This is a genomic window from Parasulfitobacter algicola, from assembly GCF_013315265.1.
Taxonomy (GTDB): domain Bacteria; phylum Pseudomonadota; class Alphaproteobacteria; order Rhodobacterales; family Rhodobacteraceae; genus Parasulfitobacter; species Parasulfitobacter algicola.
In genome coordinates, this window is sequence record NZ_JABUFE010000009.1 from 25,959 (window position 1) to 50,484 (window position 24,526).

A 24,526-nucleotide genomic window follows, 5' to 3' on the forward strand; every position below is an offset into this window, starting at 1 on the left:
GATGAGACAGCGCAATGATCAAAGTATTTGGCCACAAGGCCCCCGACACTGATTCCACCGGCTCCCCCATCATTTGGGCCTGGTACCTGAATAAGGTACAGAAAACTGTTGCAGAACCTAAATTGCTGGGCGAACCAAATACAGAAGCGGCCTTTGTTCTGAAGCGTTGGAATTTGGACAAGCCCGAGATCATTTCAGATGTCAGCGAAAACGATACCTGCATTGTCGTTGACACAAATAACCCTGCCGAACTGCCCCCATCCATCAACAGCGCTGACGTAATTCAGATTATCGACCATCACAAGCTAACTGGCGGGCTTGAAACAAAAGGTCCAATCGACATCACAATCCGCCCCTTGGCCTGCACGGCGACTGTTATGTATGACATGATGGGGGAAGATGCCGCCAGAATGCCTGACCAGATCAAGGGCACTATGTTATCATGTATTCTGTCAGACACTCTGGAGTTTCGCAGCCCCACCACAACACCCCATGACAAGGAAGTGGCTGAAAAGCTGGGCCGAGAATTGGGCATTTCCATTCCTGAGTATGCCGCCGATCTGTTTGCTGCAAAATCCGATGTCTCGGCTTTTTCTGATGCCGAATTGCTGCGAATGGATTCCAAGGAATATACCGTAGATGGCACAAAATTCCGTGTCTCTGTTTTAGAAACCACAGCCCCGAAAATGGTTTTGGATCGCAAAGCCAGTTTGATTGAAGCAATGCCGCAGGTTGCGCAAGAGGATGACGTGGATCAGGTACTGCTGTTCGTGGTCGATATCCTGTACGAGGAAGCCACAATGCTGATACCAAATAACCTTAGCAAAACGGTTGCAGAAAAATCGTTCGACGTGACTGTGTCTGGCGATACGGTGGTTCTGCCCGGTATCATGAGCCGCAAAAAACAGATTATTCCAAACCTAAAAATCTGATGACAGAATACGCCCTTGGCGAAAATATGTGTGGAACACTGAAAACCATGAGGCGCGTATGACCAGAATTATCAAGACATTGGACGAGATATCGCAAGACTATGATGCGCTTTTTTGTGATCTTTGGGGGTGCGTGCACAACGGCATTGCGCCGTTTTCCGAAGCTGTGGCAGCTCTAACTGCATTCAAAGCGCAAGACGGTATCGTCGTTTTGCTGACAAACGCGCCAAGGCCCTTTCCAAGTGTTGAAAAACAACTTAGCCGCATGGGATTGCCCAACGATTGTTGGGATACGATCGCCACATCAGGTGACAGTGCGCGCGCAGCCATGTTCCGTGGTGCGGTCGGCGAAAAAGTGTTCTTTATCGGTGAAGATCATGACCAAAGCTTTTTCACCCCAATGGACATCGTGGAAGACCCTGTTGATATCCAGCAAGTAAAGTTAGAAGACGCCGAAGGGATCGTTTGTTGTGGCCCTTTCGACGCGCACGCTGATCCATCCGTGATGCGGCCTGAATTTCTATATGCCAAGCAAAAGGGCCTGAAACTGTTATGCGCGAACCCCGATATTGTTGTGGATCGCGGGAAAACGCGGGAATGGTGCGCGGGGGCTTTGGCACAATTATATACGGAAATGGGCGGCGAAAGCCTCTATTTTGGTAAACCACATCCACCGATTTATGATTTGGCACGGCGGCGGTTGATCAATCTGTGGCATGATATTCCCGACAACCGAATTCTAGCGATTGGTGATGGTATCAAAACCGATATTCTTGGTGCTTCGGGAGAACAGATCGATTCTGTATTCATCACCGGCGGCTTGGCAGCTATTGAAACAAAAACGCAAGATCATCCGGACCAAAAGGCGCTTGATGCGTTTTTAGAAACAGAAATGGTCACACCAACATTTGCGATGGGTCAATTGAGATAACCGATTCAGGACTTGCATTTTCTGCACTTGCAAAGTAATTTAATTACTAAATTATGATCTTTAGTGGTTAAATATTACCCAAAGGATGTGCGAGATGTTGGATAACATGCCCCGTGGTACGATCTGTATCGAAGATATCGAAATTGGAATGAAACGCCATCTGCGCAAGGTGGTGACAGACCGCGATATCGAAATGTTCGCTGAAGTGTCCACCGATCATAATCCTGTGCATCTGGATGATGCTTATGCGCAAGACACAATTTTCGAAGGGCGGATCGCCCACGGGATGCTGACCGCAGGATTAATTTCCGCTGTGATAGGGGAACAATTACCCGGCCATGGCACTGTTTATCTTGGACAATCTCTGAAGTTTCTTGCGCCTGTTCGCCCTGGCGATATGGTCATGGCTGAGGTTGAAGTAATCGATATTGATCATTCTAAGCGCCGTGTCACTATGGATACCTATTGTGAAGTTGACGGGAAAAAAGTGTTGAAAGGCGAAGCGGTTGTACTAGCCCCATCGCGCAAGTTCGACTGAGCCTTGCACCCATATCGCAGCCACGTTAACTGCGATATATGAAGATCGTCCGAGACACTCAATTCATCGATCCAAGCGACCAAGGTGCCAGTGCGGCCATTGGTAATTTCGATGGTGTCCATCTGGGCCATCAGGCCGTTATCGATATTGCGCGCGCGCGCGCAGAACAATTGAATGCACCCCTTGGTGTCATGACATTCGAACCACATCCACGCGAATTTTTCGCCCCCGAAACACAACCCTTTCGCTTGATGAATGCAGACGCAAAAGCGCACCGACTTGAAAAAATAGGCGTAGAAAAATTATATGAATTGCCTTTCAATTCAATACTTTCATCGCTTGAAGCTGACCAGTTCGCACAACAGATTATCATGGACAGCCTAGCGCTGAGGCATGTCGTCATCGGGCAGGATTTTTGCTTTGGTAAAGGACGCAAGGGCACTGCGGATGATTTGCGGAATTTTGGCGATCAGATGGGTTTCGGTGTGACCATAGCTGAGATGGTTCAGATGGATATGGGTGAAGTATCGTCAACCAATATCCGCGCGGCATTATCGCAAGGGCGCCCCGGGGATGCAGCTGCGATGTTGGGCCACTGGCACCGAATTGAAGGCCAAGTGATCCGCGGCGAACAACGCGGCCGCGAGTTGGGATACCCCACCGCCAATATGTCGATCAGTGGCTTGCACCCCCCCAAATTTGGTGTTTATGCCGTCAAGATTGATGTGCTGGCGGGTGCGAACGCGGGCAGCTATCATGGGGCTGCTTCCATCGGGGTGCGTCCGATGTTCGGCCAAAATACAGCAAATTGCGAAACCTATCTGTTTGATTTCAAAGGCGATCTTTACGGTGCGCAAATATCGGTCGGGTTAGTGGAATTTCTGCGACCCGAGCTGAAGTTTGACACAATTGATGCGCTGATCACGCAAATGGATGCCGATTGCGCAAAAGCCCGGGAAATTTTGCAAAATGTCTGATGATCCCATTGATCGCAGTGGGCTGCGCCATCAGTTTTGGAAAACCGTTCCACTGAAAAAAATGACGCCAAAGGAATGGGAAGCCTTGTGCGATGGCTGTGGAAAATGCTGTCTGAACAAGCTAGAAGATGAAGATACGGGCGCTATTGCGCTGACCTGCGTGGCATGCCGGTTGCTGGATGACAGCACCTGCCGCTGCGCACAATATGACATCCGCAAACAGTTTGTGCCAGAATGTATCGTGCTGACGCCTGATACGCTGGCCGACCATATGTATTGGATACCACAGACCTGCGCCTATCGATTAGTATATGAAAACAAGCCCTTATACGATTGGCACCCTCTGATTTCCGGCACGCCACAAAGTGTCCACGATGCAGGTGTGTCGGTACAGGACAGGACCGTATCTGAATTCGAATTCCCTGAAGACGAATGGGAAGAGTTTATTATCGAGGAGCCAACCTGATGTTTTTCGCCTCTGACAACGCAGGCCCAGTGCATCCCAAGGTCATGGAATCATTGGTAAAAGCGAATGCAGATTATGCGATGCCCTATGGCAGCGATCCAATTATGGGAACCGTTCGCGAACAAGTACGCGAGGTATTTGAGGCACCGGAAGCGGCCGTTTATCTGGTGGCAACCGGAACTGCTGCGAACTCTATCATACTGGCAACACAGGCCAATCCCTGGGAAACGATCTTCTGTTCGCGCATTGCGCATATTCATGAAGATGAATGCGGATGTCCTGAGTTTTTCACGGGCGGTGCCAAATTGACCTTGGTTGATGCGCCTGATGGAAAAATGGACCCAGATGCCTTGAAAGTAGCAATTGAAGGCGAAGAAACACGCGGTGTCCACGGCCCTCAACGTGGCCCTGTGTCGATTACACAAGCCACAGAAAAGGGCACAGTCTATTCGCTTAGTGAACTGAAAACGCTAATTAATATTGCAAAATCCTATGGTCAGAAAACCCATATGGATGGTGCCAGATTCACCAATGCACTGGTCTCGCTTGGCTGTTCGGCGGCTGAGATGACTTGGGGGGTGGGGATTGATGCGGTTAGTTTTGGGGGGACGAAAAACGGATTGATGGGGGTTGAGGCGGTTGTTCTGTTTGATCCAGATCAGGCATGGGAGTTTGAGCTACGGCGCAAACGGGCGGCGCATCTGTTTTCCAAGCACCGCTTTTTATCGGCGCAAATGCAGGCCTATCTGACAGATGATCTGTGGCTTGAGCTGGCCACAAAAGCCAATACAGCCTGCGCCAGATTGACCCGCGGGTTAAAGCAAACCCCTGATACTAAAATACTTTTTGAACCCGGCGCGAATATGATCTTTGCTGAATGGCCGCGCGCGGGACACCAAAGACTGCATGATGCAGGCGCGCAATATTATATCTATTCAGGCGCGTTGGAAGGCGATGACCCGGACGAGCCATTGATGGCAAGACTGGTCTGTGACTGGTCCGCGACAGATGAAAATATCGATAGATTTATTGATCTGGTCAAAGGTTAACCCGATGAACGTTGCGCAGGATCATCCGCGCGCGCACCACCGTCACGCAGTTTTGTATATTTTGTACAAGGGTTTTGTACCAAAAGTTTTGTACAAAACTGCGATTCTGGCACCTCACGTCGGTTTTCAGCGCTGTCAATAAGGCCGCTGGCGAAAGGGTTCGGTAGGATTTTCCGATCTGTTAAGGTTTGCCCGAAATGCGCCCTTTTGAGAGATTGACCCCAGTCGATCCGGGATATTTAAGGGATGAAGAAATGCCCGCTTCGTCCATTTATGATGATCTGCAATGCAACGATCTGTGACCACAAACCGATCGTGCAGCTATGTCTGGTAACCCTGTTAAATAGAATTCCGCTGCCAGCGTGATACGCGTTGGGGTGAAACTCTTTTCAATCCAAGCGATAACCCTGCGGGACGTACACATCAAAGATTTCAGGCACCGCATCTGGCGCGACAAGAACTTCGCGACCAAAACCCGATACGCCGGGCGGTTCAACCGCATCAGCGACACAGCGCGCGGTAGCAGATCCGTCGAAAATGAAATCCTGCCCTTCCTCAAACAAAGGCGCTATCGTCGGGAAAAACTCGATAGCACGTCGCAACGTGGGTTCTTTGATAAACCTACCTGGAATCGCGACAAAGAAACCAGTCTCAGAGAAAGGTGAACCTTTGGTTATTTGAGTATTTGAAGGATCACTTTCGCCCCGATCGCTTACCCATTGGTTCAGTACGCCGTGTAGATCATATAGCCCAATCGGATTTGGAGGGCGCGTACCTGGAATGGGGCGGACAAAACTAGACACACCCTCGTCTCTCTTCCAGATATTTCTTGGTGGTTCCCAATGGCCATTATCAGTACCGTATGGAGGCTTGAGCACGCGCGACCGTGCCGCATATTCCCACTCACTTTCCAGCGGCAGGCGCATCGTAAGACCCGTCAAGTCGCCAAGCCACTTACAATAATCTTCGGCTTCATGAAAAGGCATAGAAGCTACAACTTCCGGCGGTGTTTCGTCGAGAAGCGGTGGCAGCCCGGTTTCATGACGAAATGTTACATATTCAGCAAAAGTTGGCAGATGGCTCTGAATATAGAAACTGTCGAGTGTTACCTCTGGCAAAGACTTACGTCCAATGACCCCCATCTCGCGTATTTCAATTTCACCATTTTGAAGACGCAGTTTGACATCGTAATTTCCGGGGCGAAACGTACCGCCTGCGATATAGACCAGGTTTGAGCGGGTGCGCTGCTTTAACTCCTCAAGGTTAACCATTTTGTTGTCCTGACAACCTGACAACGCAACTAATCCCAAAAGTGCTAATAATCTCATATAAAACCCTTTATGCGTTCGGTGCGGCAAGGCTTATTGGGCCTAGATGCGCGCACTCCTAAATATCTGCCTGCCTAGCACGACATTACGCGCGGACAAAGACTTGGCTGTGTGGGACATTCAAAAAAATAGACATTGGCGTTAAACGGTTGAAGGAAAGCATTATTCAGAAATCTATCAATGTTGGAGTTTATAATCGGCTCATTGGCAAAGAAAATCTTTGTATAGGATCGCCCCGGGGCTGGTCTTGGACGGCATTCACGTCGCAAGAATTTCAGCAATTTGGGTTGGATGTGTGATCGGAACCATGTGGCCTGCACCGTCGATCGTCGTTCGGGTCGGGTTTTGCATGCGGGCGGACAGGGCGTTCAGGATGGCGGGCATGATGGGGCCGGACAGGGCGCCGTCAATGAGATCAATGGGCATTGTCAAAGCCTCGATCAGGCCGCTGGTCAGCAGGTTTGCATTGTCATCACGGATAGCCTTGCCCTGAGCCGGGATCAGGTGGATGCGGTCAGTGATATATGTGCGTTGCGCGTCTGGCAGGGCAGCCCAGGGGGTGCCACCGCCCCACATGGACATGAACAGCCGTGCCGCTGTTGCGCGATCACCTGCTTGCATAGCTGCGGCAAAGGGCGCGAAATCACGTTCGTTCCGGGCATAGGCCGGATCACCAGCAGCACGGGCGGCGGCGAAAAAAACTGGCTCAATCAAGCTAAGGCGGTTGACCAGATTGGGGCGTTCACAAGCCAGACGCAGGGCGACCGTGCCACCAAAGGAATGGCCGATCAGGTGGACCGGACCATCGTCGCAAAAGGTTTCCGCGATCCGGGTCGTCAGTTGCTGGTAATCGCCCTGCCCGTCCCAATCGGCAGATCGGCCATGACCCGGCATGTCAAAGGCTGTGATCGTGTGCGTTTTGGACAGGCTCTTGGCAACACCTGCCCAGACGCCCTGATGGGCCAGCGCACAATGAATCAGGACCGCGTTGATCGGTCCTTGGCCATGTTGTGTCCAATAGGTCTGATGGCCCGCGCGTGTGTCTTTGGGCACTTACAGGCGGCCCGACAGATAGGCATCCAGATCATCCAGACGGTCCTGCCCCCAAAAGCGCTGATCGGTGTCAGTGATATAAAACGGCGCGCCGAATGCACCGCGATTGACCGCCTCTTCTAGGTTTGAAGCATAGGTATCGGCCCCTTGCAACAAGCCGCTGTCAGCCAGTGACGGATCAAAGCCCGCAGCAGACAGGCAATCGCGGATCACATCGTCTTGGGCGATATCCTTTTCACCGGCCCAACACGCAGCAGTCAGGCCATGGATCAGTTTGCCCATATCACCACCGCCCGCGTTTTGCGCCGCAATGATGGCATAGGACGACGGCGCAGGATTTGTGGGCCAAAACGCAGGTTTCAGATTGATCGGCAGACCGGCCAGCTTGGCGCGACGGGCCATATCCTGCAGTCGATATTCCTGACGGTTGGGGTGCCGGTCTTTGGGTGGGGTTCCCCCTGTGCGGGAAAAAAGCCCCATGATATCAACCGGCTTATATGTCACCGTCGCCCCATGTTTGGCGGCAATCTCCTCTAATCTGGTGCCGGTCATGTAGGTGAAGGGTGATATAGTTGCAAAAAAGTAGTCGATATGGGCCATTTGTGTTCCCCCGGGATGGCTAATTCTTTGCGTGACCCTAGACGCATGCTAAGCGATGTCAACGTCGCGAATCCGCTGCAATCGGAAAACCCTGGGGACCCTTACATGCCAACTGTTTTTGAGCCGAAATTGATTTCTGGCAACGCCAATCTGCCACTTGCCAAAGCTGTCGCACGGCGCATGTCAATGCACCGGGGGGTCAATGTCGGATTGGTCGAAGCGCGGGTCGAACGATTTAACGATGGCGAGATTTTCGTTGAGGTGTTCGAGAATGTGCGCGGCGAGGATATGTTTATCATCCAGCCCACGTCGAACCCCGCCAATGATAACCTTATGGAATTGCTAATTATTTCCGATGCCCTGCGGCGGTCTTCAGCATCACGGATTACGGCCGTTATCCCTTATTTCGGGTATGCGCGGCAGGATCGTCGCACCAAAGCACGCACACCGATTTCAGCAAAACTGGTGGCAAATATGCTGATCGAGGCAGGGATTGAACGAATTCTGACGATGGATCTGCATGCCGCGCAAATTCAGGGTTTTTTCGATATTCCCGTGGACAACCTTTATGCATCACCAATCTTTGCACTGGATATCCAGGCGCAATTTTCGGACCTGAGTAAGGTCACGGTCGTATCACCAGATGTGGGCGGCGTGGCGCGGGCCCGCGAGTTGGCGCAGCGTATCGGCTGCGGTTTGGCGATTGTGGACAAGCGGCGCAACAAACCCGGCGAGATTGCTGAAATGACTGTGATCGGGGATGTCGAAGGGCAGACCTGCATTATCGTGGATGACATCTGCGACACAGCTGGCACACTTTGCAAAGCCGCCGAAGTGCTGTCAGAGGCGGGTGCGACCGAGGTTCACAGCTATATCACACATGGCGTTTTGTCCGGCCCGGCGGTTGAGCGGATCACAAATTCTGTGATGAAAAGTTTGGTGATCACAGATTCGATCCAAGCCACCGATCCTGTCAAAGCCGCGCCCAATATCCGCATCCTGCCCACTGCCCCGATGTTCGCGCAGGCGATCCTGAATATCTGGAACGGTACATCGGTCAGTTCGTTGTTTGAAACCGAAACATTGATGCCGATTTATGAAGGATTTTACGGGTAAGCCCTAAGCTGGCTGCTGTGCAAGGCCTTGCCGCTTTGCCGTGCCACGTTGCCATAACATAAATGCCAACAGGATAGGCGTGATCTGGATGAATGTGTAGGCCAGAAGCACCGGTGAAAGAAGCGGTAATATCCAGCAAAACATCCAGATTGCATCTGCATAAGGTTTCCGGATCAAAAACAACTGTTCAGCCTGCCTGTACCATAAAGCCAGAACAATCTGGAAAATCACCAGATCATATAGAAAGCTGTACGGCAGGATCAGAAAAGTGCTGAGCACAAACCAGGTCAGATAGTCGCGTACGTCCCAGTCTTTTCCGGGCCAGGCGCGAATCGCCAGATAAGTCGCGATCAGCGCAACAACGGCATGCAGCATGTAAGCACCCTGCGTGCCCAAGTTCAGAACGCGGCCCTGCATAAAAGCGGTTGGCACCAACATCAGCATCAGACCCCGCCAGTCTTCTAATACAAATCGCTGCTGATATGTAGTGAATGTGAAAAAACCCTTCCATGGGTCCAAGCCCCAGACGGTAATCGTTGCGGCGATCAAAATGCCAAAAGCAATGGCACCATAAAGAATGACATTCCACTGTTTTCTAACTAGAACCATTGGAATCGCAATCAGACCCAAGTGTGGTTTCATCGTCAGTACAGCCCAGCTTATACCCGACAAGGCTGGTTTTCGGACCGCAAAGGTGACGGCGAAACTTATGAAAGCTGCTGTCACAAAGGCGTTTTGTCCTGCCAAAATGTTCAGCATACCCGCAGGGGACATGGCGACCAGAAAAACCCATACCCAGCTTAGCTTTAATGATCTTATGGCCAACGCGATCAGTGAAATGCCAAGTGCATGCCACAAAAACAAGGAAATATGGTAAATACTTCGGCTAACCAGAACAGAGTCGGCGGATATGACCAGCCGTGAATAGTATAGTCCGAGCCATATTTAGCCCATAGAACTTCCATATAAGCTTGCTGTGAGAAAAGCATATGCTGCTTGTTTTCAGCTAGCAATTCGCCCGCAGTATACAAGTTTATAAAATCGCGCCCAACCATCATGCCGCCCGGTTCACGGCCACTTATTGAAACATAAAAATAAGCCGCAAGAAGCATTAACACGATGACAGCGATGCTGATTGCAAATCTGATGTTTGGTACAGTGCCTGTCGCAGGCGCGGGGATTTTTTCAGACATGTAAGCGTGGACCAAACGGAAGAAGTGGAATTCATCTGATTAGAGCAGGTAAATCAAACCCGTTCCACTTCATTTGTGTTATGTCGTCGAAATCCCGATTTCGTCGCCAATTGCAACCATGTCGGCCAGCAGTTTTGTTGCCGCGTCAACAGTATCGGGGTTGGCGTTTTCCTGGGCTTTGCGGGCCTCGGAAATCAGGTTGTTCATGTCATCTTGTGTCACGTCATCACGGGGGATGGCGCGTTCGGCCAGCACGGATGTGCCTTCGGTCGAAATTTCAGCAAAACCGCCAGTGACGACATACTCTGATGTACCGTCGGGGCCGCTGATTTTCAAAAGGCCCGGACGCAGGGATGTGATTGTGGGCGCGTGATCCGGCATGGCGGTCATATCGCCGTCTGCCGCGGGGATCTGAACCTCGGACACCCGAAGCGAAGCAAGGCTTCGTTCCGGGCTGACCAGATCAAATTGCATTGTATCTGCCATGACTTAGGCCGCCTCTGCTGCCATTTTTTCGGCTTTGGCTTTCACATCTTCGATGCCGCCGACCATGTAAAACGCGCCTTCTGGCAGGTGATCGTATTCACCGGCCACAACCGCCTTGAACGAGCTGATCGTGTCTTCGATTGGCACCTGAACACCGGGCGAACCTGTGAAAACTTCGGCAACGTCGAACGGTTGCGATAGGAAACGCTGAATTTTCCGAGCGCGGGCCACGGTCAGTTTGTCTTCTTCGCTTAGTTCGTCCATGCCAAGGATCGCGATGATATCCTGCAGTGATTTATAGCGCTGCAAAATCCCCTGAACGTCACGAGCCACCTGATAGTGTTCTTCGCCAACCACGCCGGGGTCAAGGATCCGGCTGGTTGAATCCAGCGGATCCACGGCCGGATAGATACCCAATTCGGAGATTGCACGGCTAAGAACGGTGGTCGCATCAAGGTGCGCGAACGATGTTGCAGGCGCCGGGTCGGTCAAGTCATCCGCAGGCACATAAATCGCCTGAACCGATGTGATCGATCCATTTTTCGTCGATGTGATCCGTTCCTGCATTTGGCCCATGTCAGTTGCCAGCGTCGGCTGATAGCCCACCGCCGATGGGATACGGCCCAACAGCGCTGACACCTCGGAACCCGCTTGGGTAAAGCGGAAGATGTTGTCAACAAAGAACAAAACGTCTGTGCCGGACTGGTCACGGAACTGTTCGGCCATTGTCAGACCAGACAAAGCAACCCGCATCCGCGCACCGGGGGGTTCGTTCATCTGGCCATAGACCAGCGCCACTTTGGACTTGGTCAGGTCATCGGCATTGATCACACCGGATTCGATGAATTCATAGTAAAGGTCGTTGCCTTCACGGGTTCGTTCGCCCACACCAGCGAAAACCGAATAGCCCGAGTGCACTTTGGCGATGTTGTTGATCAGTTCCTGAATAAGAACGGTTTTGCCAACACCAGCACCGCCAAACAGGCCGATTTTACCGCCCTTGGAATATGGTGCCAGAAGGTCAATGACCTTGATGCCCGTCACAAGGATGTCGGATGATGTTGCTTGTGATGCAAAGTCAGGAGCTTCGGCGTGGATGGCGCGGGTTTCGGTGGCGCCTATCGGGCCTTTTTCGTCGATGGGCTCGCCCACAACATTCATGATGCGACCCAATGTTGCGTCGCCCACGGGCACGCTGATCGGGCCATCCATATCCGTCACGTCCTGGCCGCGCACCAGACCTTCGGTGGCATCCATGGCGATGGTGCGCACGGTGCTTTCGCCCAAATGCTGCGCCACTTCCAGAACCAGTGTTTTGCCATTGTTGTCAGTGGTCAGCGCGTTCAGAATCTCTGGCAGGTGATCCTCGAACTGCACGTCCACAACGGCGCCAATCACCTGGGTGATTTTGCCTTTTGCGTTTGCCATGTCGTTTCTCCGGTTCTAGCTGTTTAGGCCCGACAACACGTCGTCGGGCAGTTTTATACGGACAAGCTGCCATTGCAGCCCTTGTCGTTCAAAATAAAGATCGGCGGCGGTATCGCCACCCGTTTCGGTTTCAGACAGAGTGACCTTGAATTCATTCACCGCAGTGAAAAACGCCCAACTGATATGGGCCCACGGGTCCTGTACATCAGATTGACGAATGATATCGGCGGCGTTGGCAGGGGTTACAAAGCTGTCAACCATACCATCAACCATTGCGCCACCGAGGGTATTGGCCATCGCACCCGCCAATGGATCAGACCCGGCTTGGGCCATCATAGATGCTTTGATATCATCGCCCATCGCGCCGCGCACACGATCCCAATCAACCTTGTTCTCCAAGACCTTGGGATCACCTGCTTCAATACCTTGGGACATCGTATAGACGTTCCAATACGGCAAAGCCGCATAGGCGCATACACCCAAGAAAGCTATGAACAGGATCTTTTTCATCTAAAGCGCCTCGGCCCCTGAGATGATTTCGATCAGTTCGTTGGTGATCACAGCCTGACGTGAACGGTTGTACTGGATTGTCAGTTTGTCGATCATCTCGCCCGCGTTCCGTGTCGCGTTGTCCATTGCAGACATCCGCGCGCCCTGTTCCGAGGCGGCGTTTTCCAGCAAAGCTGCAAAGATTTGCGTGGCAACACCGCGCGGCAGCAGATCGGCCAGAATGGCTTCTTCGCTGGGTTCGTAATCATACAGCTGGCTGACGCCTTCGGCATCTTCGTCAAAGACGGCCGGGATGATCTGCTGTGCCGTGGGCACCTGACTGATCACCGATTGAAAGCGGTTGAAGATGATTGTCGCGACATCAAATTCTTCGGCATCAAAACGGGCCAGCACATCTTTGGCAATGCCCTGTGCATCTGCATATCCGATGCGTTTGACGTCAGATAGATCAACGTGGCCGATGAAATGGCTGGACAGATCACGCTTTAACGCTTCGCGGCCTTTTTTACCAACTGTCAGAATTTTAACAGTTTTTCCAGCAGCCAGCAGCTTTTGGGCCTGCAAACGTGCCAGACGCGCGATGGTCGAATTGAAGCCACCGCACAGACCGCGTTCTGCAGTCATAACGACCAGCAGATGCACATCATCACTGCCTGTTCCGCTAAGAAGTTTCGGCGCTGTGTCCGACCCACCCACAGATTGAGCAAGCCCTGACAAAACGGCATTGAACCGTTCTGTGTAAGGGCGTGATTGTTCGGCTGCATCTTGGGCGCGGCGCAGTTTTGCAGCCGCAACCATTTGCATAGCCTTGGTGATCTTGCGCGTGCTTTTGACGCTTTCGATCCTGTTTTTCAGGTCCTTAAGACTTGGCATGGTCCCGACCCCTTATGCGAAATCAGCGGCGAATTCATCGATGGCTGATTTGATCTTGTCGGCGGCATCACCTTTGACCTTGGGATCTTCGTTTGTGATCCAGTCCAGCAAATCCTGATGCTTGCCACGCAAATGCGACAGCAGACCGGATTCAAAGCGACCCACGTCTTTGACGTCGATCTTATCAAGATAGCCATTTGTACCCGCGTAAATAACGCAAACAATCTCGGCGTTAGTGAGAGGAGAATACTGGGGTTGCTTCATCAGTTCGGTCAGGCGGGCACCGCGGTTCAGCAAACGCTGAGTCGCCGCATCCAGATCAGACCCGAACTGGGCAAAGGCTGCCATTTCGCGATATTGTGCCAGTTCCAGCTTGACCGGACCTGCGACGGATTTCATCGCGTTGGTTTGCGCGGCAGATCCCACACGGGATACCGACAGACCGGTGTTCACCGCCGGACGGACACCTTGATAGAACAGTTCTGTTTCAAGGAATATCTGACCATCGGTGATCGAAATCACGTTGGTCGGAATAAAGGCCGACACGTCACCGCCCTGGGTTTCGATGATCGGCAACGCTGTCAGCGATCCCGCACCATGGTCTTCGTTCATCTTCGCCGAACGTTCCAGCAGGCGGGAATGAAGATAAAAAACGTCGCCCGGATATGCTTCACGTCCAGGCGGACGGCGCAGCAGCAGGGACATCTGGCGATAGGACACGGCTTGTTTTGACAGATCATCATAAACGATCAGCGCGTGCTTGCCATTGTCGCGGAAATATTCAGCCATCGCAGTCGCGGCGTAAGGCGCCAAAAACTGCATCGGGGCCGGTTCAGAGGCGGTTGCGGCCACGATGATCGAATACTCAATCGCGCCGGTTTCTTCCAGCTTTTTCACCAGCTGGGCCACAGTCGACCGCTTTTGACCGACGGCAACATATACGCAATACAGCTTCTTGCTTTCGTCATCACCGGCAGCATCGTTATAGGATTTCTGGTTCAGAATCGTATCAAGCGCCACAGCGGTTTTGCCGGTCTGACGGTCGCCAATGATCAATTCGCGCTGACCGCGGCCAATCGGGATCATCGCGTCAACAGACTTAAGACCCGTTGCCATAGGTTCATGCACCGATTTGCGCGGGATGATACCGGGGGCTTTTACGTCAGCCACGCTGCGCTTTTTCGTTTTGATCGGGCCTTTGCCGTCCAGTGGATTGCCTAGCGCGTCGACAACACGACCCAGCAGTTCTGGACCAATTGGAACGTCCACGATGGATTTGGTGCGCTTGACGACGTCACCTTCTTTGATGTCGCGGTCAGAGCCAAAGATAACGACGCCCACATTGTCGCTTTCCAAGTTCAAGGCCATCCCCATAATCTTACCGGGGAATTCGACCATCTCACCGGCCTGCACATTATCAAGGCCGTGCACACGGGCAATCCCGTCGCCCACGCTTAGCACGCGGCCAACTTCGGCCACTTCGGCTTCTTGTCCGAAGTTTTTAATCTGGTCCTTCAGGATCGCAGAGATTTCGGCAGCTTGGATACCCATTTATCCGACCTCTTTCATAGTGTTCTGGAGTGCGCTGAGCTTCGATTTGATTGACGTATCAATCATTTTCGAGCCCACTTTAACAATCAGGCCGCCGATCAGACTTTCATCGACCGCCGCTTTGATATTGATATTTTTACCGACATTGGCCTTTAGAACCTTGGCCAGTTTGTCAGACTGTGTTTTTGTCAGAGCCTTGGCGGATGTGACTTCGGCGGTCACTTCACCTTTGTCTTCGGCAATCAGATCGCGGATCTGATCCAGAAGATGCGGCAGAACGAACAGACGCCGCTTAGACGCCATCAGGCCCAGCGTGTTCGTCATGATACCAGGCAAAGACATTTTCTTGGCGATTGCGGCAACAGCGGTTGCCTGATCTTCGCGCGAATAGATCGGCGAATGGATCAGATTGCGAAAATCATCACTGTCAGACAATGCTGTCGTCAAGGCATCTGTATCAGCTTCCAAAGCTTTCAGACCCTTATCGGCTTTCGCCAGTTCAAAAACGGCTGTGGCATAGCGACTTGCTATGCCAGTTGAAATCGAAGCTGGTTCGGACACGTCCACCCTTCCGATGTCTTTGGCCCGGGTCTTTTTGCGGCTGCATCAAGACATCAGGCGTGCTGAAACCCCATTGATCAGAGGCATTAAAATCAGGGGGGATGTAACAGAGCCTTTGTGACCTCGCAACTACCCTTTGCAATCCAATCCCTGTTCAAGAACATAGGAAACATTAGCATTTCGCCAAGGTGCGACCGTTTTACACAAAATTTATCACATTTTTTTCGGGCTGAAATCAAACAAAAGGCAGGTGATTCTTGCCCATGCCTGTGTGAGCACCATTGTGCAACGACTGCCCCCATCCCGAGTGTCTTAAGGACACGAGACAACAGTAATAACACCGCGGGCGTTTCAATTTGATGATATCAAAGTTGCCCCGACCGACATGATACCGTAATCAATTGAAAAACAGTGGGGACAAAATCGAATGTATCGCGTCTGGAATTTCGTCGCAAATTACTCTCTTCTTCTGATAGCCGGCGCGATTATCGCTTTGCTTTGGGCCAATACAGATCCAAACGGGTATCATCATTTCGTGGAATTCGTGATCTGGGATCACGCCCCCATCGGACATTTGCATGATGGGCATCGCACGTTGACGCTGCATTATCTGGTCAATGATGTGCTGATGGCTTTCTTTTTTGCCATCGCCGCAAAAGAGGTGTGGGAAGCCGTTATTCTGAAAAACGGATCCCTGCGCGGGAAAAAAGCCGCGACGCCACTGTTCGCAACCGCTGGCGGCATGGTTGGCCCCATCGGTGTTTACCTTGGCATCGCTTTTCTGCTTGGGCCTGAAAAATTCACGGCCGTTGCGAATGGCTGGGCGATCCCAACTGCCACCGATATCGCGTTTTCCTATCTTATCGGGCGTCTGGTCTTTGGCGCAGGCCATCCAGCTGTGCGGTTCCTGTTGCTGTTGGCCATTGCCGATGACGCGGCGGGCCTGATCATTTTGGCGATTTTTTATCCTGAAAATGCGGTTATCCCGGCGTGGCTTTTGTTGTCGCTGTTTTCAGCCATCTTGGTTTTCTTTGCGTTCAACTGGTTGCCGCGTTATCTGGATCGAGGCAACCAGTTGCGCCCCAAATCCACCTGGGTGCGGCAAAAACTTGGGTTTGTTCCTTATTTTCTAGCTGGTTGCGCCAGTTGGTATGGATTTCAGGAAAGCGGTTTGCACCCTGCCCTTGGGTTGTTGCCGATTGTGCCCACGATCCCCCATGCTGACCGTGCATTTGGAATATTCAGCGAAGCCGAACAATATTTGTCTGACCTTCTGAACCAGATCGAACATGCGCTGAAACATCCGGTCGAAATCATCCTGTTCTTTTTCGGTCTTGTGAACGCAGGTGTCGAATTCAGCGCGATCAGCGAAGCGACATGGCTGGTGTTGGCGGGTCTGTTAATCGGCAAACCGATCGGAATCTTTCTTTTCGGCTGGTTTGCTGCACGTCCGCTTGGGCTTGGTATTCCACAAGGCATGAAGCTAAGCGATCTGATTGTGATCGGCTTTGTTGCGGCCATCGGGTTTACGGTGTCGCTCTTTGTCGCGTCGGTCGCCTTTGATCCAGGTCCTGTTCAGGATGCTGCCAAAATGGGGGCGTTACTTAGTTTTGGGGCAGCGATCGTTTCAATCATCGTAGGCAAAATGCTGAAGGTCGAAAAACAAGAGCTTTGACGCCAAGTCTGGTCAAATGCCCACAAAATGGACATAATATTTACAATTGCTTCTGTAAGGGTGCTGTTAAGACACCCATTGTAAAGATGTGGCCACACTGTCAGGGCAGACCAGATGCTTGAATTCGAAAACGTCAGCAAGTCCTTTTGGACAGGCATACAGCGCAAGGTAATACTTGATCGCGCATCGTTTCGTGTCGAGATTGGCAATTCACTTGGCATTCTGGCCCCCAACGGTACAGGCAAAACGACGCTGATCAACATGATGGCCGGTTTGGAAAAACCAGACGAAGGCGAAATTCGCAGATCTTGCCGCATTTCATTCCCGCTTGGCTTTATGGGGGGTGTGCTTCCCAAACTGTCCGCGATGGAAAATGCACGCTATATTGCGCGGCTGTACGGGCTGGATCCCGATTATGTTGAAGCATTTTGTCGCTGGCTGTGCGGGTTGGAAGAATATTTCGATATGCCCGTTGCCACCTATAGTACCGGGATGAAAGCACGGTTCACATTTGCCCTTCTGTTGTCGCTGGATTTTGATATGTACCTGATTGACGAAGGGATGCCGTCGTCAACAGATGTCGAATTCAATCGCAAAGCGGGTGAAATTCTGAAAGAACGGATTGAGACGACGACAATCATCATTGTGTCGCACCAACCGAAGACCCTTGAAAAGTTTGCCCGTTCAGCCGGTGTCCTGATGAACGGGCAATTGCGTTTGTTTGACACCTTGGAAGAAGCGAAATTGCTGTATGACTATGAAACCCAAGGCGAAGAAATATAGGATCCGCCGCAGTTCTGCGGAGGAAAGCGCGTTGCCGACGACCGATCAGGTCTTTGGCGATGTCAGCTCGACCGATGAGGTCGAAGCGGACGCTCGGATTGACGCCATTCGCCAGGAAGGTCTGACCGCACGCCAATTGCGCATGGCCCGGCGTGTGGCACAGAAAAACGGTCTGTATCCGACATCGGATCTTGAGGCCGTGGTGATGCTGCGCGAACAGGGCATTGATCCGTTCAAACGATCCCGTGCGCTGGAATTGGTCAAATCACAGAATTCAGGCGCCCGACCCAAGGGCGATGAAATTGATCCATCCGGCGATTTCCAATTACCGCAAACAGTCCCTGCGGCGCCGCGTAACAGCCCCGCGCTTGCCCCTGCCGCAGAACGCGCACGGGAAATTCAGCAAATTCAAAGAGACATCGCCAGCCGCCGCCGTCGTAAGATGGCGATGCTGTGTCTAAGGCTGTTTTCGTTTGTGATGCTGCCGACTGTCTTGGCCGGGTATTATTATTTCGCCGTGGCAACGCCAATGTATGGCACAAAGTCGGAATTCAGAATCGAAAAAGCTGACAGCCCCGTCAACCCGGGAAGTGCCAGCCTTTTGGGATCAACACCGATGGCAACGGTACAGGATTCAGTGTCGGTTCAGGGCTATCTGCAATCACGCGAGGCGATGTTACGGCTAAACGAAACCCAAGGTTTCAAAACGCATTTTTCCGACCCATCGCTGGATATGCTGCAGCGGCTGCCTGAGGGTTCGACGAATGAAAAAGCCTATAAGCTTTATATGCGCTATGTGAAGATCGGTTATGATCCGACCGAAGGCATCGTCAAGATGGAAGTGTCTGCCGCCGATCCGGAAACCAGTGCCCGCTATGCCCGCGAACTGATCGGGTTTGCCGAAGAACGCGTGGATCAGATCACCCAGCGCATTCGCGAAGACACGATGAAGGGGGCGCGCGAAAGTTATGAAGATGCAGAACGCAAACGTGAAGAGGCATTGGTACGTGTCACTCAGTTACAGGAAGAGCTGGGCGTACTGGATCCGACCGCAGCCAGCGGCGAATTGCAGGCGCGCGTGACATCGCTGGAAACGCTGTTGCTGGAAAAGGAACTAGAACTGGCCAGCCTGCTGGATAATCGTCGCCCCAATCAAGCACGCGTGGATGCCACCCAGGGCGAGATTCGCCGAATTGAGGAAAAAATTACGGAAGTGCGCGCGCTTATGACATCGACATCTGGTACGGGCGGTAATCAGGCGCGGAAAAATGCCGAACTGCGCGCAGCCGAAGAAGATTACCAGACACGCACGGCTTTGCTTCAGCAATCATTGCAACAATTAGAGCTTGCCCGGATCGAGGCGGAACGCCAGGTGCGCTATCTTTCGGTCAGCGTCAGCCCTATTCCGCCAGACGAACCGACATATCCCCGCGCATTCGAAAATACGATACTGGCATTTCTGATCTTTACAGGTATCTATCTGATGATCTCGCTTACAGCGTCCATTCTTCGCGAACAGGTATCGTCATAGACATGAAAACAATCACCGTCGGTTCTTTGAACGTCAGCAACGATGCGCCGCTGACTGTGATCGCAGGCCCATGCCAGCTGGAAACGGCAGATCACGCGTTGATGATTGCGACGCATATGGCCGAGGTTTGCGCAAAAGCCGGCGCGCAGTATGTGTTCAAGGCCAGTTATGATAAGGCCAACCGCAGTTCGATCAGCGGCAAGCGCGGCTTGGGCATGGATGAGGGGCTGAAAATTCTGCAAACCGTCAAAGATCAGATCGGCTGCCCGGTTCTGACCGATGTTCACGCCCCTGATCAATGTGCCCCTGTGGCCCAGGTCGCCGATATCCTGCAAATTCCCGCGTTTCTGTGCCGTCAGACCGACCTGACGCTGGCCGCAGGTGAAACAGGTGCCGTGGTGAACATCAAAAAGGGTCAGTTTCTGGCCCCCTGGGATATGACCCACATCGCCGACAAGGTTGCCAGCACCGGCAATGACAAGATCATGCTGACCGAACGGGGTGTATCGTTCGGTTACAACACCTTAGTCGCCGACATGCGGTCGCTGCCCGAAATGGCCAAGACCGGATACCCCGTTATCATGGATGCCACACACGCCGTCGCGCAGCCCGGTGGCCTGGGCGGTGCCAGTGGCGGACAGCGTGAATTTGCGCCAGTTCTGGCCCGCGCTGCCGTTTCTTTAGGCATCGCGGGTGTTTTTATCGAAACACATCAGACGCCGGACACCGCGCCCTCTGACGGACCGAACATGGTTGCGTTAGATCAGATGTCACATTTGGTCACTACGCTGATGGCGTTTGACCGTTTGGCCAAGGACGACCCAATCAGACTTTGAACAAAAGCGAGATTTGACAGTGAACACACCAGCCTCGACCGTTTCCCAGAACACCTGGGCCTTTCTGCGTGACCCCATGATCGCCCCCACCGGCTTTCGCGAATATGACGCGCGGTGGAAATACCCAGATGAGATTAACCTACCCGGCATCACAGCCCTTGGGCTGGGTCTGGGCACGCAGATGCACAAACGCGGCATTCCGCCCGTGATCGCAGTGGGAAACGACTACCGCGACTATTCCCTGTCGATCAAAAACGCGCTGATCGTCGGGCTGATGCAGGCGGGCATCCATGTCAAAGATATCGGCCCCGCCCTTAGCCCCATGGCCTATTTCAGCCAGTTCCATCTGGATGTCCCCGCCGTTGCGATGGTCACCGCCAGCCATAATCCGAACGGCTGGACCGGCGTGAAGATGGGCTTTGACCGCCCGCTGACCCACGGGCCCGATGAAATGGGCGAGCTCCGCGATATCGTTCTGCAAGGGCAGGGGCAGGCCCGCGACGGCGGCAAATACGAATTCGTTGATGGCGTACAAAAGGCTTACCTGGACGATCTGGTGGGCGACTTCAAAATGTCCCGCCCGCTGAAGGTCGTCTGCGCCACCGGCAACGGCACCGCCAGCGCCTTTGCGCCTGAACTTTTCGAACGTATCGGGGTTGAGGTTATCCCGTCGCACAACGAACTCGACTACACCTTCCCCAACTACAACCCGAACCCCGAAGCGATGGAGATGCTGCACGACATGGCCGCCAGCGTCAAAGCCTCGGGCGCGGATTTCGCACTGGGGTTTGATGGCGATGGCGACCGCTGCGGTGTTGTCGATGATGAGGGTGAAGAGATCTTCGCCGATAAGGTCGGCGTCATCATGGCGCGCGATCTGGCCAAACTTTACCCCGGCTCAACCTTTGTGGCCGATGTGAAATCAACCGGCCTTTTCGCCAGCGATCCTGAGCTGCAAAAGCATGATATCAAGGCCGACTACTGGAAAACCGGCCACAGCCACATGAAGCGCCGCGTCAAGGAAATCGGCGCGCTGGCGGGATTTGAGAAATCCGGTCACTACTTTCTGGCCGAACCCATCGGACGCGGATATGACTGCGGGATGCGCGTGGCCGTTGAGATCTGCAAGCTGATGGACCGCAACCCTGATATGAAAATGTCAGACCTGCGCAAGGCGCTGCCAAAGACCTATTCGACCCCCACCATGTCGCCCCACTGCGCCGATACGGAAAAATACGACGTGCTGGCCCGGCTGGTCGACAAACTGGTCGCCAAGCATAAGGCCGGCGAAACCGTCGCGGGCCGCGCGATCAAGGATGTTGTGACGGTCAACGGCGCGCGCGTGATCCTGGATAATGGCGGTTGGGGTCTGGTCCGGGCATCATCCAATACTCCCAACCTTGTCGTCGTCTGCGAAAGCCCCGAAAGTGACGCTGAAATGCGGGCGATTTTCAAGGATATTGATGCGGTGATCCGGACGGAACCTTCCGTGGGCGACTACGACCAGACAATCTGACTTTCCCTGCGTCTGCGCTGCCCCTATGGTGGCGCAGAGTTTCCAACGCAGAAGATAGATAAGATGAGATTTCTGGCCGCATTTTTCCTGACCCTGACCATTTTCCTGACCGGCCCGCTTTGGGCACAGGATACGAATGGTCAGCCGTCCGGCCCCATCGCGATCGAAGATGATAACGTCACCGACGCAGCCATTGCTGTACGCATCCGTGATATCCTGGCCGAAATTGGCGGGTACGAAGATGTTACGGTTACCGTAAATGCGGGCATCGTCACGCTGCGCGGCCAAACAGCGCAACTAACGGATATTGAACAGCTTGGCGCCCTTGTCAGCCGGGTTGAGGGCGTGGTCGCGATTCGAAACCAGGTTGTCACGACCTCGGATCTGGTCGAACGGTTGGACCCCACCATTGATCGGTTCCGTGACCGTTGGGATCAGTTCCTGCTGTTCCTGCCCCTGGCCCTGGTTGCGTTGGGGGCATTTCTGCTGATCGTGTTTCTGGGCATTTTCATCGCGCGTTTGCGCCAACCCTGGGATCGTCTGGCGCCCAATGCCTTTATCGCCGATATCTACCGTCAGGTTTTACGCCTGGCCTTTCTGATCGCGGCTATTGTCATTGCGCTGGATATCCTCGGCGCAACTGCTTTGCTGGGCACGATCCTGGGTGCCGCTGGTATCATCGGTCTGGCCATTGGTTTTGCTGTGCGGGACACGGTGGAAAACTTTATTGCGTCGATCATGCTATCGATCCGCCAGCCGTTTCGCCCCAACGACGTGATCGAGATTGAGGGCGACATCGGCAAAGTCATCCGCTTGACCAGCCGTGCGACGATTCTGCTTTCGTTTGACGGTAATCACATTCGCATCCCGAATTCGACAGTTTTCAAAAGCCGGATCGTGAATTTTACCCGCAACGCGGAACGGCGCTTTCAGTTTGATCTGGGCGTGGCGCCGAATACGGATTTGACACAAGCCAAAACGATCGCCCAGCACACGCTGAACGGTCTGCCATTTGTTTTGCAAGACCCCCCGGTCAGCGTCTGGATTGAAGCCATTGGCGACAGCACTATCAGCATTCGATCAACCGCGTGGATCAATCAGTATGAAAGTAGTTTCGCCCAAGCCCGCGGGGAAGCCATTCGGCTGGTGATGTCGGCATTTGATGCGGCCAACATCAGCATGCCCGAACCGACATATCGTCTTATGTCGATCATGGATCAAACTGAACCAGCGTCAACCGCCGCTCAGACACCTGCAGACACCGAAGTTGATGATGTGACGCGCGAACATGATGCATCGCTAGATCGCATTATCGAAGAAGAACGTGTCGAACAAGCCGACAACGATCTTTTGTCGAAAGAGGGCAAAGAAGAATAAATTATTGCGCAGGAAACGCCTTGGCGAATGCCGTCTGGCCTTTGGATGTCACTGACACAACGCGGCTGCCTTGCGTGCGCTTGACCCAACCCAGCGCCTCCATATGCGACAGTAACGCACGACCCAGACTGCCTGCCAGATGTGATCTGCGTTCGCTCCAATCCAAACACTCCAGACACATAGGTGCTTTTTGTTGATCCAGCCCGGTCAGATCAATACCGAATTTCGTGATAAAGTTGCGACCCTGATCCGTGAGCGTCAGCACCTTGTCGTCGTGCTTTAAAAAGCCCCGACTGGTCATGCTGTCATACATCTGAATACCCAGATCACCGGCCAGATGATTGTAACAGACGCGTGCCCGGCGCAGTTCGGGGTCTTTTGGCCCTATCCGGGTGCGCAAATGACCCTGACCCGCCGCCAAGCCCATTAACGCCTCAAGAACGCTTGCCACATCATCATGGGCTAGTGCGAAATATTTGTGCCGCCCCTGTTTGCGTTGCCGCAACAAACCGCCCTGATCCAGCTTGGTCAGATGTGAACTGGCCGTTTGCAACGTCACGCCCGCCTCGGCCGCCAATTCACTTGCAGTCAAGGCTTTGCCTGTCATCAAGGCAGTCAGCATATTGGCGCGCGCAGGATCCCCGATAAGGGCGGCAATTCGGGCGATATTCGGACCTTCTTTCATAGTTCGATCATAATCGAAGCGTGAAGCATCAGCAAGTCATATAATGACGGCACATCAGAAAGGAACGACAATGCTGACCTGCGTCATTAAATATCACATAGACCCCACGAAAAAAAAAGCCTTCGCCGAATATGCCCGCAACTGGGGCCAATCCATACCCCGGTGTGGCGCTGATCTGATCGGTTATTTCGCACCACATGAAGGGTCCAGCACATTGGCCTATGGTATCTATAACATCGCCAGCCTGTCCGAATATGAGGTCTATCGCACCCGTCTGGCCACAGATGTGTTAGGGCGTCAAAATTACGAATTCGCTCAAAAAGAAAAATTCATTTTACGCGAAGACAGAACTTTTCTGAAATTGGTCTCAGCGCCGCATACTAAGGGCGAAACATGATTTTATTCTCCTGTCCGAGTCGCAAAGTTTGGGTTGATTCAACATAGAAAACATATGTTGAGCAGCGTGCATCATTGGATTTTCAGGATGACCCTGCGCAAATATCGAAAAACTGCCGCTTTTTTGCATGATCA

26 protein-coding genes are annotated in these 24,526 nt (G+C 52.8%); 14 read left to right on the forward strand and 12 right to left on the reverse strand.

What is annotated here, in order from left to right:
• The first annotated feature begins 14 nt into the window (after positions 1-14).
• The 6 genes from HRQ87_RS14060 to HRQ87_RS14085 all read left to right on the forward strand — a co-directional run bounded on the left by HRQ87_RS14060 (position 15) and on the right by HRQ87_RS14085 (position 4,893).
• Positions 15-932, forward strand: a complete 918-nt coding sequence (locus tag HRQ87_RS14060) for a manganese-dependent inorganic pyrophosphatase (RefSeq protein ID WP_174139080.1) — start codon at positions 15-17, stop codon at positions 930-932.
• A gap of 58 nt (positions 933-990) precedes the next feature.
• Complete coding sequence (locus HRQ87_RS14065; RefSeq protein WP_174139081.1) at positions 991-1,863, forward strand: TIGR01459 family HAD-type hydrolase; 873 nt, start codon at positions 991-993, stop codon at positions 1,861-1,863.
• 94 nt (positions 1,864-1,957) lie between these two features.
• Positions 1,958-2,401 (forward strand): MaoC family dehydratase, encoded by a 444-nt coding sequence (locus HRQ87_RS14070; RefSeq protein ID WP_174139082.1) that lies wholly within the window; start codon positions 1,958-1,960, stop codon positions 2,399-2,401.
• Positions 2,402-2,439: 38 nt separating this feature from the next.
• Positions 2,440-3,378, forward strand: a complete 939-nt coding sequence (locus tag HRQ87_RS14075) for a bifunctional riboflavin kinase/FAD synthetase (protein ID WP_174139083.1) — start codon at positions 2,440-2,442, stop codon at positions 3,376-3,378.
• Positions 3,371-3,844, forward strand: a complete 474-nt coding sequence (locus HRQ87_RS14080; RefSeq protein ID WP_174139084.1) for a YcgN family cysteine cluster protein — start codon at positions 3,371-3,373, stop codon at positions 3,842-3,844. Before HRQ87_RS14075 ends, HRQ87_RS14080 begins: the two co-directional genes overlap by 8 nt.
• Positions 3,844-4,893, forward strand: coding sequence for a threonine aldolase family protein (locus HRQ87_RS14085; protein WP_174139085.1), 1,050 nt, complete (start codon positions 3,844-3,846; stop codon positions 4,891-4,893). Before HRQ87_RS14080 ends, HRQ87_RS14085 begins: the two co-directional genes overlap by 1 nt.
• A gap of 389 nt (positions 4,894-5,282) precedes the next feature.
• Here the strand turns inward: HRQ87_RS14085 and HRQ87_RS14090 are convergent, their stop codons facing one another.
• From HRQ87_RS14090 to HRQ87_RS14100, 3 genes are all read right to left on the reverse strand, one after another.
• Entirely contained in the window at positions 5,283-6,251 is a 969-nt protein-coding gene (locus tag HRQ87_RS14090) for a formylglycine-generating enzyme family protein (RefSeq protein WP_174139086.1), read from the reverse strand.
• A gap of 228 nt (positions 6,252-6,479) precedes the next feature.
• Positions 6,480-7,274, reverse strand: a complete 795-nt coding sequence (locus HRQ87_RS14095; RefSeq protein WP_174139087.1) for an alpha/beta fold hydrolase — start codon at positions 7,272-7,274, stop codon at positions 6,480-6,482.
• On the reverse strand, positions 7,275-7,874 hold the full coding sequence (locus HRQ87_RS14100; protein ID WP_174139088.1) for a 2-hydroxychromene-2-carboxylate isomerase: 600 nt from the start codon (positions 7,872-7,874) through the stop codon (positions 7,275-7,277).
• 105 nt (positions 7,875-7,979) lie between these two features.
• Between HRQ87_RS14100 and HRQ87_RS14105 the strand changes: the two genes are divergently transcribed.
• Positions 7,980-8,990, forward strand: a complete 1,011-nt coding sequence (locus HRQ87_RS14105) for a ribose-phosphate pyrophosphokinase (protein ID WP_174139089.1) — start codon at positions 7,980-7,982, stop codon at positions 8,988-8,990.
• 3 nt (positions 8,991-8,993) lie between these two features.
• On the opposite strand, the gene HRQ87_RS14110 is transcribed toward HRQ87_RS14105, so the two are convergent.
• The 8 genes from HRQ87_RS14110 to HRQ87_RS14145 form a co-directional block, all read right to left on the reverse strand.
• The gene (locus HRQ87_RS14110) at positions 8,994-9,854 is read right to left on the reverse strand and encodes a glycosyltransferase family 87 protein (RefSeq protein WP_174139090.1); all 861 of its coding nucleotides are present in this window, start codon (positions 9,852-9,854) and stop codon (positions 8,994-8,996) included.
• Positions 9,821-10,183, reverse strand: a complete 363-nt coding sequence (locus tag HRQ87_RS14115) for a hypothetical protein (protein WP_174139091.1) — start codon at positions 10,181-10,183, stop codon at positions 9,821-9,823. The genes HRQ87_RS14110 and HRQ87_RS14115 overlap by 34 nt, the downstream gene beginning before the upstream one ends.
• A 78-nt stretch (positions 10,184-10,261) precedes the next feature.
• Positions 10,262-10,669: a F0F1 ATP synthase subunit epsilon gene (locus HRQ87_RS14120; RefSeq protein ID WP_174139092.1), complete on the reverse strand. Its 408-nt coding sequence runs from the start codon at positions 10,667-10,669 to the stop codon at positions 10,262-10,264.
• A gap of 3 nt (positions 10,670-10,672) precedes the next feature.
• Positions 10,673-12,097, reverse strand: coding sequence for a F0F1 ATP synthase subunit beta (atpD, locus tag HRQ87_RS14125; RefSeq protein ID WP_174139093.1), 1,425 nt, complete (start codon positions 12,095-12,097; stop codon positions 10,673-10,675).
• Between the two features lie 15 nt (positions 12,098-12,112).
• A complete protein-coding gene (locus HRQ87_RS14130) occupies positions 12,113-12,607 on the reverse strand; it encodes a DUF2939 domain-containing protein (protein ID WP_174139094.1) in 495 nt (164 codons plus the stop codon).
• The gene (locus tag HRQ87_RS14135; protein WP_174139095.1) at positions 12,608-13,480 is read right to left on the reverse strand and encodes a F0F1 ATP synthase subunit gamma; all 873 of its coding nucleotides are present in this window, start codon (positions 13,478-13,480) and stop codon (positions 12,608-12,610) included.
• 12 nt (positions 13,481-13,492) lie between these two features.
• Positions 13,493-15,031, reverse strand: coding sequence for a F0F1 ATP synthase subunit alpha (gene atpA / locus HRQ87_RS14140; RefSeq protein ID WP_174139096.1), 1,539 nt, complete (start codon positions 15,029-15,031; stop codon positions 13,493-13,495).
• Complete coding sequence (locus HRQ87_RS14145) at positions 15,032-15,592, reverse strand: F0F1 ATP synthase subunit delta (protein WP_174139097.1); 561 nt, start codon at positions 15,590-15,592, stop codon at positions 15,032-15,034. It lies immediately after the preceding gene.
• Between the two features lie 427 nt (positions 15,593-16,019).
• On the opposite strand from HRQ87_RS14145, the gene HRQ87_RS14150 reads away from it, so the two are divergent.
• The 6 genes from HRQ87_RS14150 to HRQ87_RS14175 all read left to right on the forward strand — a co-directional run bounded on the left by HRQ87_RS14150 (position 16,020) and on the right by HRQ87_RS14175 (position 23,310).
• The gene (locus tag HRQ87_RS14150) at positions 16,020-17,267 is read left to right on the forward strand and encodes a Na+/H+ antiporter NhaA (RefSeq protein ID WP_174139098.1); all 1,248 of its coding nucleotides are present in this window, start codon (positions 16,020-16,022) and stop codon (positions 17,265-17,267) included.
• A 114-nt stretch (positions 17,268-17,381) separates the two neighbouring features.
• Positions 17,382-18,050, forward strand: coding sequence for an ABC transporter ATP-binding protein (locus HRQ87_RS14155; RefSeq protein ID WP_174139099.1), 669 nt, complete (start codon positions 17,382-17,384; stop codon positions 18,048-18,050).
• 31 nt (positions 18,051-18,081) lie between these two features.
• Complete coding sequence (locus HRQ87_RS14160; RefSeq protein WP_343035293.1) at positions 18,082-19,581, forward strand: KpsE/RkpR family capsule polysaccharide export protein; 1,500 nt, start codon at positions 18,082-18,084, stop codon at positions 19,579-19,581.
• A 2-nt stretch (positions 19,582-19,583) separates the two neighbouring features.
• Positions 19,584-20,417, forward strand: a complete 834-nt coding sequence (gene kdsA / locus HRQ87_RS14165; protein WP_174139101.1) for a 3-deoxy-8-phosphooctulonate synthase — start codon at positions 19,584-19,586, stop codon at positions 20,415-20,417.
• A gap of 76 nt (positions 20,418-20,493) precedes the next feature.
• Complete coding sequence (locus HRQ87_RS14170; protein WP_174139219.1) at positions 20,494-21,933, forward strand: phosphomannomutase/phosphoglucomutase; 1,440 nt, start codon at positions 20,494-20,496, stop codon at positions 21,931-21,933.
• A 63-nt stretch (positions 21,934-21,996) separates the two neighbouring features.
• Positions 21,997-23,310, forward strand: a complete 1,314-nt coding sequence (locus HRQ87_RS14175) for a mechanosensitive ion channel family protein (RefSeq protein WP_174139102.1) — start codon at positions 21,997-21,999, stop codon at positions 23,308-23,310.
• A gap of 1 nt (position 23,311) precedes the next feature.
• On the opposite strand, the gene HRQ87_RS14180 is transcribed toward HRQ87_RS14175, so the two are convergent.
• Positions 23,312-23,995, reverse strand: coding sequence for an ArsR/SmtB family transcription factor (locus HRQ87_RS14180; RefSeq protein ID WP_174139103.1), 684 nt, complete (start codon positions 23,993-23,995; stop codon positions 23,312-23,314).
• Between the two features lie 70 nt (positions 23,996-24,065).
• On the opposite strand from HRQ87_RS14180, the gene HRQ87_RS14185 reads away from it, so the two are divergent.
• Entirely contained in the window at positions 24,066-24,392 is a 327-nt protein-coding gene (locus HRQ87_RS14185; RefSeq protein ID WP_174139220.1) for an NIPSNAP family protein, read from the forward strand.
• Positions 24,393-24,526 lie beyond the last annotated feature (134 nt).